General features: G+C 71.5%; 9 protein-coding genes. 2 read left to right on the forward strand and 7 right to left on the reverse strand.

Going from position 1 to position 12,963, the window contains the following annotated elements; translation table 11 throughout:
* Positions 1-82: 82 nt before the first annotated feature.
* From WME79_RS08830 to WME79_RS08860, 7 genes are all read right to left on the reverse strand, one after another.
* Positions 83-1,669 (reverse strand): PGRS family protein, encoded by a 1,587-nt coding sequence (locus WME79_RS08830; RefSeq protein WP_437534179.1) that lies wholly within the window; start codon positions 1,667-1,669, stop codon positions 83-85.
* 33 nt (positions 1,670-1,702) lie between these two features.
* The gene (locus WME79_RS08835) at positions 1,703-2,740 is read right to left on the reverse strand and encodes a PEGA domain-containing protein (protein WP_437534180.1); all 1,038 of its coding nucleotides are present in this window, start codon (positions 2,738-2,740) and stop codon (positions 1,703-1,705) included.
* A gap of 11 nt (positions 2,741-2,751) precedes the next feature.
* A complete protein-coding gene (locus WME79_RS08840; RefSeq protein ID WP_437534181.1) occupies positions 2,752-4,548 on the reverse strand; it encodes a hypothetical protein in 1,797 nt (598 codons plus the stop codon).
* Complete coding sequence (locus WME79_RS08845; protein ID WP_437534183.1) at positions 4,538-5,557, reverse strand: hypothetical protein; 1,020 nt, start codon at positions 5,555-5,557, stop codon at positions 4,538-4,540. Before WME79_RS08845 ends, WME79_RS08840 begins: the two co-directional genes overlap by 11 nt.
* Before the next feature lie 324 nt (positions 5,558-5,881).
* Positions 5,882-6,952: a tRNA (adenosine(37)-N6)-threonylcarbamoyltransferase complex transferase subunit TsaD gene (gene tsaD / locus WME79_RS08850; protein WP_437534184.1), complete on the reverse strand. Its 1,071-nt coding sequence runs from the start codon at positions 6,950-6,952 to the stop codon at positions 5,882-5,884.
* A complete protein-coding gene (locus tag WME79_RS08855; RefSeq protein ID WP_437534186.1) occupies positions 6,940-7,530 on the reverse strand; it encodes a hypothetical protein in 591 nt (196 codons plus the stop codon). Before WME79_RS08855 ends, tsaD begins: the two co-directional genes overlap by 13 nt.
* Entirely contained in the window at positions 7,527-11,798 is a 4,272-nt protein-coding gene (locus tag WME79_RS08860) for a HEAT repeat domain-containing protein (RefSeq protein ID WP_437534187.1), read from the reverse strand. The genes WME79_RS08855 and WME79_RS08860 overlap by 4 nt, the downstream gene beginning before the upstream one ends.
* Before the next feature lie 199 nt (positions 11,799-11,997).
* Between WME79_RS08860 and WME79_RS08865 the strand changes: the two genes are divergently transcribed.
* Both WME79_RS08865 and WME79_RS08870 read left to right on the forward strand, forming a co-directional pair.
* Positions 11,998-12,369: a hypothetical protein gene (locus WME79_RS08865; protein WP_437539802.1), complete on the forward strand. Its 372-nt coding sequence runs from the start codon at positions 11,998-12,000 to the stop codon at positions 12,367-12,369.
* Between the two features lie 126 nt (positions 12,370-12,495).
* Positions 12,496-12,828, forward strand: coding sequence for a PD-(D/E)XK nuclease domain-containing protein (locus WME79_RS08870; RefSeq protein WP_437539804.1), 333 nt, complete (start codon positions 12,496-12,498; stop codon positions 12,826-12,828).
* Positions 12,829-12,963 lie beyond the last annotated feature (135 nt).

Consider the following 12,963-nt stretch of genomic DNA (forward strand, 5'->3'; position numbering starts at 1 on the left):
GTGATAGCTGTTCCCGCGCCGAGCAGGCGTCCTGGGTTGACGTTGCAGCGTGCTGCGGTGAGCAGGCACGCGGACGCAGGATCTAGAATTCGAATCGGTCAGCCTTCCGACCGTTCTCTCCGTTGTGGCCGGCATCGCCGCCGGTGCCGCCATTGCCAGGTGCGCCAAGCTCGAATGTCACGCCCGTGAGAGCGGGCGGCTTACCTTGGAATGCGATTCCGACGGAATGACCACCGCGCCCTCCGCCGCCTGTGCCGCCATTGCCGCCTATCCCACCTGGGCCCCCGTCGCATCCATGGAGTAGGTTGCTCGTTCCGTCAGGGGCTTCCCCCCGCGGACCGCCCATTCCCCCCATTCCGCCGTCCTGTCCAGGGCCACCGTTGCCGCCATTGCCCCCGTTGCCGGTCTTGAGGGTGACCCCATCAAATGAAATCTCGGTGTTGATGCTGATGAGGGCAATGCTTGCGCCGCCTGGACCGCCACCTCTGCCACCGGCCCCGCCACAGCCGCCCGCGCCGCCTGAACCGCCGCTGGCGCCCCCGAGCGGCGGCGTGCCATCTGGGCACGAACGCCGTGGACTCGTTGTTGTCATCGGAACCCCGCGAGCGCCGCCCCCTCCACCACCGCCTTGGGCTGTGGTGCCGGACGTGCCGGGAGCGCCGGAAGCGCCGATGTAACCCTCGGGCGTGATGCTGCCGTCGCCTGTGGCGCCGCTGCCCGGCTCGCCGTTGGTGCCATCTCCACCGATCTGGCCGGACGTACAAGCGGTCGTTCCTACTTGCCCGGTGCCGCCGTTCACCAGATCGTTCGGGTACCCTGGTACGCCAGGGTCGCCGGTATCAGGCCGCCCCGCCCCGCCGGCGCCGCCGAAGGAGTCATCCGTTTCATCCGGTGTGCCGCAATCGTTGAACTGAGTCTCGCCGCTGTTGACGGTGCTACCTGAGCACGCGTCCTCTCCTGGATTGCCCTTCGCTCCCGGGCTGGCAGGTTGTTCGTACGGCTCTCCCTCGAGCCCGGGTGCTGCGTCCCCGGCTTCGAGCATGCTGTGCTTCAGCTCCACCAGGCGCACTGCTGAGGCCACCAGGGCGATTGATGACAGCACCGGCTCTGCAGAACCGCCTTGCCGGATCGGTTTGGCGATCACGTGCACATTCTCCAGGTGCACGACTGCCGGGCTGTTCTTCCCTGTGATCTTCAGGGGTATCGTTCCCGACGGAGCCGATAGCTTTGTTCGCGTCGTGTCGTCTACCCAGCGCCAATCAAGGCCATTTTCTACCTTGTCGCATGTGAGCCCGCCGTAGAGCGTCATGCCGGCTGGAACCTCAACGGTCTCAGCCTCGTCGAACTCCTCGGCGCATGCGTATACGCGCTTCGATTTGGACTCGGCGAGGAGAAGCGCTTGCTTGAGAGATTTTACTGGCTTCCCGGGCGTGCCGTCGTTGTCGTCGTGCCCCTGCGTGTTCGATACGAATACGCCGCAGGCCTGTGCTGCAGTCCAGGTGTCGCGTTCGCTGGGCACACACCCTGAAGGGGTCGGATTGGGGATAGTACGAGGCTCGTCGAGCTTTTCGTCGGGATATTCTAGTGAGACGATGCATCCAGCGTGACTGACGCCGATGGCCGTCACTGCGAGAAGGGCCAGGGAAGCGAAGTGGGCACGACGGCGCATGGTGCAGTCTTCTCCCTTTCGACTCTGTTCAGGTCAAAAAGAACCGCTGGCAGAAATCCCAGCAGTTTGCGGCCCCCAAAGAGGTGTCACCTGCACGCTTCTGCTTGACGCTGCGGATTCCATCGTGATGAGTCCATAGATGAGCGTGCCAACCCCAGCCGCCCCGCCTGCCACGAAGCTCCAGAGTGCCGAGTTGCTGAGAGCTACCCTGGCGTCCACCGCATCGCTCAGGTCCGCGCATTTTTGCGGATTCACCGTCGGGCACTTCTTCTGTTCTTGATCTTCCGTGATGATCTCAGCTCTCAGTCGCCTTGCGTCGCCGGCCCGCCCGTTTGCGAGCACCGTGAAGAGCACGCCCGCACCCACGCCGACCCCCGCCACGGCGCCACCCCCGATGAGCACCGCCGTCCGCACGTTGTCCCGCGGCGGAATTGGCGCCGTCGGACCGACGGATCCGGGGGCCACCACCCCAGCTGCTGGCGTGCGCTCGAGCTGGAGCACCAGCTTGTCGATCCCGCCCGCCACCGCGACGATCGGTCGTGTCACAGCCACGTAACCGTCGAGCCTCGCGCTGACCTCATGCTTTCCCGGATCGAGAAACACAGGATCCGCGAGAGGCGCCTTCCCCACGGCCGTCCCGTCGACCGTCACGACCGCCCCTTGCGGCGCGACCTGCACGGTGACGGACGCGATCTTCGCGAGCGCCTCTTTCAGCGACGCCTCCGCGCTCTGCCGCTCCTTCACCTTCGTGGCAGGCGCTTCTCGGAGGTATCGCGTCAGGTACTCCGCGGCTTCGCGGTTCCTGCCAAGCTTCAGGCAGGTCACCCCCAGGTTCGAGGCGATCTGATAATGGGGCTTGATCGCCCACGCCGCGAGGAACGACGCGTGCGCATCGGCCCACTTCCCTGCCGCTGCCGCCTCTCTCCCCTCTTCATAGAGCTGTCGCGCCTTGTCCGTCAGCGCGTCAGTCTCGCTGGCGGCGGCCGGGGTGGCCGGCTGCTGCGCGCTCGCCGCCTGCGCCGTCAAGGCCGCGGCGACGCTCCAACACCACAGCAGCGGACGCTTCTTCATCGTCGGAGTCATCAGAAGTCTGGCTTCCCTTCGGGGAGAGGCGGCTCGGAGGTGCGCGACGACGGCACCTTACCTACTCTCGGCTTCGGGTCAACGCGCCCCGTCGCGGCCCCACCTACCTTGGTGTTCCTGTTCCGCCCCGATGGCTGCGTCTTCGACTGAGGCTCACTCTCCTGCGGCTGCTCTTGTCCTGCCTGCGGCTTCGCCGTCGCATCCGGCGGCGCCCACGGCGATGGCAGCGCGGTTGTGGAGGGCGACCCCGTCGACGCCGCGCCGGCCCCGGCGCTCGGCCCTGGCGCCGCCGCGCTCCCCGAGGGCGACGCCACGCCCGGCCCCGTTGCCTCCGGCGCTGCAGTCCCCCCTCCGGGTGCCCCCTGCGACACCAGCACCGCGACCATACCCGCTACCGCCACGAAGCCGAGCCCCGCGACAGCCCAGATCCATGTCCGCGACGACGCCGGCTTCTCCACGATGACCGGGATCTCGTCGCGCTCCTCCCCGCCGACGCTCAGCCCCGGCGGCATCGGCGCCGCCGGCGCGCTCCACGCCCCGCCGCTCGCCGCCCGCCCCGCAACGCCGCCCGCCGCCTGCGCCGCAACGGCATTTCCCGGGCCCGCCTGGCCCATCCGCACGGGCCCCGTGCCCCCGGCCTCGCCTCCCGCTGTCAGCGCCGCGCTCCCGAGCAGCTTCTCCGAATCGATGACCAGCGTCCCCTTCGGCCCAACCTGCTGCGACGCCGGCCCCGCCGGCCCCGCCACGCCCTTCTGCGACGGCGGCATCGACCCCGGCGCCGGCACCCGCCGCTCCTGCAGCGCCACCCCCGGCATCGCGCCCGCCACCCCCACCGGCCCCGTCCCCCCCTGCTGCGCCGCGAACCGCTCACGCCATCCGCCGCCGAACTGCGGCTTCTCCTCCACCTCGCCCTGCGGCCGCGCTCCGAACATCCTCCGCGCGATCTCCCCCTCGTCCTCCGAGACCTCCTCGATCCGGATCAGCGCCCCGTGCCGGTCCTCCATCGTGACGTCCCGCTCCCTCACGAACCGCACCGATACCCCGCCCGGGATATCCGCCTCTCGCCCGCTCGTGATGGACGTCCACTTGATGTTCGACCGGTACAGCACCGTCGCGATCTTCGCCGCAGCGTGCGCGATCGCCCCGAAGGGCTCATCCGGCTTGTGGACGATCACCACCCGCTTCGGCTGCGCCGCCTCGTCGGCCACCCAGTCCCACGTCGCGCCGCTCCGCCGGAGATACGGCAGATCCCCGAACTCCTCGACATACCGCTCCAGCACGTGCGCCACACGCTCCGGCGCCTCCCGCACCGCGCCCGTGTACTCGCGGTAGAACATGCCCGCCGACGAGTTGACCTCCGTCGCGTTCATCACATGCCGGTAGAACGTCGCTGACGCCTCCAGCAGCGTCGTATACCCGAGGTCCCGATCCACAGCGACGATCCCGTGCGCAAACGGCGGGTTCCCTCGCCCGGCGTGGTCGACCGCCCCGCCGATCCGGAACCCGAAGATGAGCCCCACCGCCCCGTGGCCAGGCTCATGCTGCGTGTCATCCCTCGACAGATTGCCAATCGCGAACGCGTGCGTCGACCCCGTCGCGGGCTCGATGTACTTCATCAGCCGCGCCAGGTGGCTGAACTGCGTCGTCGTGAGGGGCCCTTGCGGCACCTCCGGGCAGTACATGAAGTCGATCTGGTGCCCCGGGATGTTCCCGTGCAGCACGTGATACCACGCCGCGTCCGCCGGCGCGCGGTACCGCGGGATCACATACCCTGAAGCGCCCTCGCTACCGTACATTGGGCCTGACCTGCTGCGGCACCGGCGGGGCAGGGAGCGCCGCGGTCCGCGACAGCGCCGCGCTCGGCGAGACGTCCTGCTTCATCCGCTGCAGGAGCTGCGGATCATACGCGTTCTTCGGGAGGATCTTCTCCACGAAGTGCGAGAACAGGTGATGTGTGCTGTGCCCGTAGCTCGCCGACCCGACGAGCACGCGAATATCGATGTTGTTCTTGTACCGCTCCAGGCTGTCGATGAGCGCCTTGTAATACCCGCGCGCCTCCCGCTCCACCTCGGCCGGCGTCCCGGACAGGACATCCGACTTGTTGATGAAGAGCACCACCGCCTTGCACGAGGCCAGCGTCTTCGGGCTGAAGAAGAACTGCAGCGACTGCGGCTGAAACTCCCGGAGCTGCTCCTGGATCCGCGACGGCTCGACCTTCTGCCCGTCCTTGCCCGCCAGATCCACGACCATCAAGAGCCCATGGATCTCCTCCATGATGAGCTCCTGCTGCGCGTCAACGATGTGCTCGCCGCCCCAGTCGCCGACCTCGAACACGTGCTCCGTCAACACCTCTTTCGTGAGGACGTGGCTGACAGTCCGCTCGTAACGCTCGATCTTCGTCCCCTGCAGCGTGCCCAGATCCACGAGGGGATTCGCCCACTTGAGCGTGAGCGACGTCTTGCCCGTCCACTTGATGCCGAGCGTCAGGATCTTGTACCGCTTCTGCGTGATCTTCGGCCGGCTCTCGAGCTCGCTCTTGTACCAGTCGATCTCCTTCTGCTGGGCATCGAGCCAGTCGACCTTCTGGCGATCGTCGTTCCTCGCGAGATCGAGCGCCTGCTGGAGCTGCCCGTACTGCGCCCGCAGCTGATCCAGCTGGCCCTTGGCTTGCCGGAGCGCCTCGATGTGCTGGTTCGCGTCCTGGAGCTTCCGCTTCAGCTGCGTGGCCTGCATCAACAGGAACACGGCGCCTGCGCCGCACGCCACCGCGATCAACCCGAGCACTATCGGTAGAACAACCTGCATGGCTTACAATCCTCGCGCCCCGCCGGGCGGGCTATCCCACCCTGTCCTGTCCCGCGCGGCCGGAAGAACGGCAGGCGTGGGCCGGCCTGAATCCTGAGAGCGCATCTGACCACGGCTCGCCGCAGCGTACAAGTCCGAGGTAATCCCCAGCACGAGCCATCACTTCATCGTTCGCCATCGTTCGCCATCGTTCGCCATCGTTCGCCATCGTCCGCCATCGTCCGCCATCGTCCGCCATCGTCCGCCGCCGGACGCCATGTCCCCACACACAGGACCCGCGCCTTCTCCGCTTCCGGCGGCGATCCCGCTACCGGCCTCTCCCGCTCACCGCGCGCCACCGCCCTTGCGGGTCACCCGCGGCAGCGCCGTCCTCGTCTCGGGCGCGAGATCCAGCGTGTCGCGCTCGCCGGCCGCGAGCCGCAGCGCGCCCGCATACGCGATCATCGCCCCGTTGTCCGTGCAGCTCGCGAACGGCGGCACGAACAGCGCGAGGCCCCGCCGCTCGCACGCCGCGGCCATCGTCGCACGGAGCCCCTGGTTCGCCGCGACCCCACCGGCGAGGACCACCCGCCCGATCCCCTCGGCCCGGGCGGCCCGCACGGTCTTCTGCACGAGCGCGTCGACCACGGCCCCCTGGAACGCCGCGCACAGGTCGCGGAGCGCCTGCCCCTCCGGCCGCCCCCGCTTCGCCACGTGCCGCGCGACCGCGCTCTTGATGCCCGAGAAGCTGAACTCCAGCGACTCCTTGCGCGCCATCAGCGCCGGCACCGCGTCCGCCGCGGCCGCCGCGTCGCCCCCGGCCGCGAGCCGATCGACCACCGGCCCGCCCGGATACCCGAGGCCCAGCAGCTTCGCCACCTTGTCGAACGCCTCGCCCGCCGCGTCGTCGCGCGTCGCGCCGAGCTCCCGGATCGCGCCGATCGCCGGGCCATCCACCCGGTAGATCGCCGTGTGCCCGCCCGAGGCGAGCAGCGCCACGTACGGGAACGACGGCCGCTCGTGCTCGTCCGGGAGAGGTGCGCCGCTTCGCCGCAGGAACACCGCGAGCAGGTGCCCCACGAGGTGATCGACGCCCACGAGCGGCTTGCCCGCGGCCCACGCGAGCCCCTTCGCGGCCTGCAGGCCGACGAGCAGCGCCCCGGCGAGCCCCGGCCGCGACGTCACCGCGACGCCGTCGAGATCCGCCGCCGAGACGCCCGCGCGCGAGAGCGCCTCTCGCACCACCGGGACCACCGCGCGCGCGTGATCGCGCGCCGCGACCTCGGGCACGACGCCCCCGTAAGGCGCGTGCAGCGCCACCTGGCTGCGCACGACGTCCGAGAGGACGTCGCCTCCCTCGGTGACCACCGCCGCCGCCGTCTCATCACACGATGTCTCGATCCCTAGAACCCGCATGTCCCTGTCCGCCGCGTCAGCCTGAAATTGCCAAACACCTGCCGCTGCCCTGCCGCCTCTGCCTCGCCCGACGCCAGCGGCGCCCGGCCCGGTCGGAGCAGGCGCACCTCGACCGACTCGTCCGTGCGCAGCGACAGCACCGCGAGCATGGACTCCGCCTCTGCCTCGGACGCGTCGACCGCGTAGATCGCGTTGCGCTCCCGGCCCTCCCCGAACTCCAGCCGCGACAGCGGATCGTGGGCGAGCGCGCCGAGCGGCCGCAGCGGCGCGCCGTCGAGGAGGCGCCGCTCGGACGTGGCCCCGTCGGGCGCCTCGTAGGTCCACAGCGCGCCCGGCGGCTCCGGCCCGTCGAGCGCGTCCGCGTCGAGCGTGAGCCGCATCTGCACCCGCGGGCTCAGGCCTGTGCGGAACGCGCCTCCCAGCGTGATCGCGCCGCAGTACGCCTCCCCGTCGGCCGTCGAGAACCGGCTCAGGTCGTCGCAGCCGGCCGCCCCGCCGGCGCTCATCGCGCCGGTGAGGGCGAGCGGCGCGAGCCGCAGCGCGAGGCGCCGCGGCCCGGGCGGAGCGGCGCGGCTCAAGGCGCGGCGCTCCGCATCAGCTCGGCCGCGGTCTGGCGGACGCGCGGCTCGGGATCGCTCGCCGCGAGCTGCCGGAGCACCGGCGCCGCCGCCGCGCGGTCCGCGGAGGCGAGGGCGCGGGCCGCCGCCTCGCGCACCAGGGCATACGCGTCGGCGCGGGCCGCCTCGCCGAGCGTCTCGGCGACCTGACTGGGCCTGCCGCCGCCCGCGCTCCCGCCCGGCGCGCCGAGCCGACCCAGCGCCTCCGCCGCGCGCACGCGCAGCGGCCAGCTCGATGAGGTCCGCAAGAGCTCCGAGACGGCCGCGATCGTCGGCCCTTGCCGGACCGCGCCGAGCGCCGAGAGCGCCGCGCGCCGCACGCTCTCCTCGGGATCGCCGAGCGCGTCGACCACCGCCGCCTGCGCCTCCGGCTCGGGCCGGGTCGCGAGCAGCTCGACAGCGCGCGTGCGCACCTCGATCGCCGGGTGCCGCACGAGCGCCACGAACCCGCTCACCACCGCCGCCGCGATCCCCTCCACGGCGGACTCCACTTGCCGCCTCGGCTCCGGGCCGAGCGCCGCGCGCCCGTCCGTGAACGGCGCGAGCCCGAGCGCCGCGCCGCCCCCGCCGGCGCCGCGATCGCCGCCTGTCCCGCCCGACACGGCCGCGCCGCGCGACAGGATCGCGTCCGCGACGACCAGCGCCCGCTCGGGCGACGTCGCGACCGCGGCGACCGCGGCCTTCTGCAGCGCCGGGCCGAGCGCGACGAGCGCCGCCGCGCGATCCTCCGGGCCGGGCGGATCGGGGTCGAGCCCCGCGAGCACGTCCTTCACCGTCAGCGCGCCGTCCGGCACGGGCAGCGGCTCGCGCGTGCGCGGGTACGCGCGCCGCGTGAGCGCGACCGCCGCCGACACCGCGGCGGCGCGCAGCCCCTCGTCCGACGAGAACGCGCCGGCCGCGATCGCCTGGGCGGCCCCGCCCGCGGCGACCGCCTCGGTCTCGCCGGCGCCGCCGCCCCCGGGTCCCGCGTTGCCGCCGCCGCCGAGCCGCGCGAGCGTGATCAGCGCCGCGCGGCGGAGCTCCGGCTCGCTCGAGTCGGCGAGCGACATGAACAGCGCGGGCCCCTCGCCGCCGCCCCCGAGCTCGCCCAGCGCGCGGACCGCGGCCGCGCGCGGCACGGAGCCGGCCTCGGGCGCCCTCGCGACCGCGGACAGCGCCGCGGCGTGCTTCCGGTCGTGCGTCAGCCCGAGGCCGACCGCCGCGAGCGCCCGCACCTCCGGCGCCGGCGACGACAGGAGCCGCGTGAGCAGCGCCACCGCCTTCGCCGCCGGCCGCCCGCCGCCCGCCGCGAGCCGCGCCACGCCCCAGGTCGCGGCGACCGCGACCGCGTCGTTCGGCAGCACGCTCGCCGCCGCGTCCCGCGGCGCGAGCATCTGCTCGTAGCGCTCCAGCATCGCCGGGTCGCGCAGCGCGCCGCACGCGATCATCGCGCGGGCGCGCAGCCCCTTGTCCGCCTGCCCGATCGCGAAGTTGTAGAGCGCCGGCCCGGCGCCCTTGTTCTCGACGTAGGCCAGCACCTCGATCGCGATCTTCTGCTGCGACTCCTTCTCGTCCGCGAGCGCGTCGAGCAGCGGCTTCACCGCGCGGGCGCCGATCTTCGCGAGCTCCGCGCGCGCCGCCGCGCTCGCCGCGCGGCCGTCGCCGCGGACCTTCTGCATCAGCGGGAAGGTCATCGCGCCGTAGAGCTCCACGAGCAGCCGCCGGTAGAGCGGCTTCTGCGGGTTGCCGACCGCGACCGGCAGGAGCTCGCGCTCGAGCACCTCGAGCGAGCCTCTGCCGAGGTTCACCTGCATCGACATCCGCGCCGCGCGCGCGACGAGCTCCTCGTCGTTCGACGCCCTCACCACCCGGCGGAAGAGCCGGTCGGCCTCCTCGGCCTGCCCCGCGGTGAGCAGCAGCTCGGCGAGGTCGAAGTACACCGGGAACAGCCGGTCGTTCTTCGCGAGCGCCTGCCGGTACTCGGCGATCGCGCGCGGGAAGTCCTGCCGCCGGCGGTACATGTCGCCGAGCTTCTGGTGGCCGCTCGCGTCCTCGGGCGACAGCTCGACGGCCCGCGCGGCGTACCGGATCGCGTCGTCGTCGCGGTACAGCTCCGCGGCGTACTGCGCCATGCGCTGATAGAACTCGCGGGCCCGCTTCGGGTTCACCTCGACGAGCTTGCCCAGCACGTCGATCGCGCCGAGGAGGTTCTGCTGGAGCACGAGCACGCGCTCCAGCGCGAGCAGCGAGTCCTCGTCGCCCGGCGCGGCCTGGACCAGCCTCCGGAGCGTGGCCTCGGCGTCGGGCAGCCGGTGCAGCTTGCGCTGCACCTCCGCGAGCAGACGCCCCGCCTCCAGGTCGGGCGGGTTCGCGTTGAAGCGCGCGCTGAGCGGCGCGACGCGGCTCGGCAGCTCGTGGGTGAGCGACCAGAGGCTGACGATGTGGGTGCGCGCCTCGCGCGCGAGCAGCTTGTCGTTGCCCGCCCCGGCGAGCAGCTGCTCCCAGAGCTCGCGCGCCTCCGTGTAGCGCGGCCCCGCGTTGCCGAGCGCGCTCGCGGTGCGCTCCAGCGCGATCGCGAGCGCCTTCTTGTAGCGGCTGTTCGCGGGCTCGAGCTGCGCCGCCTCCCGGAGCGCGGCGAGCGCCTCCGCCACCATGTCGTGGTCGAGGTACACCTCGCCGAGCGTGGCCGCGGCGCGCGCCCGGCTCGGCACGACCTGCTTGATGCGCGCCCAGGTCTCCAGCGCCTTCTTCTTGTCGCCCGCCTGGAAATACCGGTCGCCCAGGTCGACGAGGTGGCTCGGATCCCCGCCCGCGGCCCCGGCGAGCCGCTGGAGCACCTTGAGGGCCCGATCCTTCTCCTCCACCCGCTCGTAGAAATCGGCGACGGCCGCGAGCGTCTCGGCCTCGTCCGCGACGCGCCCCTCGAGCTGGGTGAGCAGCGCGAGCGCCTTGGGCCGGTCGCCCCGCTGGATGAGCGTCTCGCACAGCTCGAAGACGAAGTCCGCGTTGCCCGGGGCCGCCTTGATCAGGAGCTCGTACTCGCGGATGGCGGCGTCGAGCTCGCCGGCGGTCTGGAGCAGGTGGACGAGCCGCAGCCGCGTGTCGATGTGCTTGCCGTCGAGCGCAAGGGCCTTCCTGTAGATCCCGATCGCCTTGTCGACGTCGCCGGTCTCCTCGTACAGGGCGCCCAGGGTCGCGAGCCGCTGGAAGTCCTGCCCCTTCTCGGCCTCGAGGATCGCGATGAGCTCCGAGAGCTTGCCCTCGGCGCGGAACGCGTCGGTCATGATGAGCAGGATCTCGGCCCGCACCCCGGCGGCGCTGCCGGCGATGGCGAGCGCCCGCTTCAGCACGGTGAGCGCCTCGTCCATCTTCTTCTGCTTGGCGAGCGCCTGCCCGAGATCGCGCAGCGCCGGCGCGAGCGCCCGGTTGTCGCCGGCCGCGGCCTTCACGAGCTCGCGGAACTCGGCCTCGGCGCGCGCGTGGTGCCCGCGCGCGGAGAGCTCGCGCCCGAGCTCGGCCTTCACGAAGAGCGAGCCCTGCGCGTTCTTCACGAGCGCGTCGTGCTGCGCCTTGGCCGCATCGAAGTCGGAGAGGTCGAGGCAGAGCGCGAGCAGCGTGCGCCGGGTCTGCTCGACGTCCGCGGGGACCTTGAGCAGCGGCAGCGCCTTCTCGTAGTGCGCGCGCGCGCGGGCCTTGTCGCCGCGATCCGCCTCGAGCTGGGCGAGCGCCATCATGGCCGCCGGGTCCCCGGGCCGGTCCGCGATGGCGGCCTCGTAGGTCTTGATGGCGTCGTCGTAGCGCCCGTCCTGCTTGTAGACGCCGGCGAGCACGACCTTGGAGGCCCAGGCGTCGGCCCCGGGCTGCGCGGCGCGGCGCTCGAACTCCTCGACGAGCTTCTTCAGGTTCCCGTCGCGCTCGCGGTAGAGCTGGGCGAGGCGCTGGAGCGGGAAGGGCGCGCTCGGCTGGCTCATGACGATGGCCGTGTAGCGCGCGATCAGCGCGTCGCTCGACGGGCCGCCCCGCTTCCCATCGCCGGTCTCTGCCGGCTCCGGCTTCGCCTGCGGCGGCTTCGCGGGCTGCGGCCGCGCGGCGGGGCCAGGCCTGCCGCCGCCGGGCTTCGGGGTCTTCGGCCTGGGCCGCTTGCCGCGGCCGGACGGATCGAAATCCGCGGCCTCGGCGTGCGGGATCGCGAGCGTCGCGGCCGCGGGGATCAGGACCGCGAGGCAGCCGGCCAGAACGTGGGATCGCACCTGGGTAGGGTAGATCGGCGGTGCGCGGCGGGCCACGCGGAGCAGCGGCGTCGCCGGGAACCGGGGCGATCGGGGCGGCGCGGATGCGGGACATGCGAGACTGCTGAGCTCAGCAGACGTCTTTCCAATTCCGGCCGAGCTCCTCGCCGATCCTGCGCAGATCGTCCTGTTCCAGCGGTCGCGCCGCTTCGGAAAGACACTGAACCTATCCACCCTCGCGTATTTCCTCGGGAAACGCGACGAGGTCCTCTCCCCGCTGTTCCAGGATCTCGCCGTCTGGAGCGACCCGACGGCGCGTGAGCATTTCCAGCAGTACCCCGTCCTCCTTCTGACGTTCAAGGACATCAAGACCCTCTCTTACGAGATCACGCTGGACGCGATCCGCACCGAGGTGCAGCGCCTCTATAGCCAGCATCAACACCTGCTGAAGAGCGACGCGCTCCGCCCCGATGAGCGGCGACACTACGAGCACATGCTCCTCGGAGAGATCTCCAAGGAAGACTGCAGTGGCTCACCGAAGAGCTTTCCGATCACCTCGCACGCTACAACGGCCAGAAGGTGGCCATCCTGATCGACGAGTACGACTCCCCCATCCAGTCCGGTTTCCTGAACGGCTTCTTCGGCGAGGTGATGCTGTTCTTCCGGAACTTCTTCTTCTGCCGCCCTCAAGGACAACCCCTCTCTCTATCACGGCTTCATTCTGGGCCTCCTCGTGCAGCTCGAGGGCGACTACGACGTTCGCTCGAACCGCGAGTCCGGGCTCGGCCGCGCGGACCTGCTCGTGCGGCCGCGCGCGCCGGGCCGTCCAGGCGTCGTGCTGGAGCTCAAGGTGCCACAGCGAGGCGAGACCCCGGAGCAGGCGCTCCTGGCCGCGGCGCGGCAAGTCCGTGATCGCCGTTACGCGGTCGAGCTGGTCGCCGCCGGCGCAGCCCCTGTGCATGAGCTGGTCGCGGTCTTCGACGGAAAGCGCGCCTGGGTGAAGCTCGTCGATGACGTACTCGGCGCCAAGGACGGACACGCGTCGGGCTAATCGACTCGGGCAGACGTCGGGTACATCGTTGTTCGTATGTGGTGAGGCGCACAACCTCGGATCCGCCCTCGCCGCGTGCGGCGAGCTCATCGCGCAGCGGTCCCTGACGTTGCCTTGCTTACAGCACAATTTGCT

Source organism: Sorangium sp. So ce726 (assembly GCF_051521405.1).
Lineage (GTDB): Bacteria > Myxococcota_A > Polyangia > Polyangiales > Polyangiaceae > Sorangium.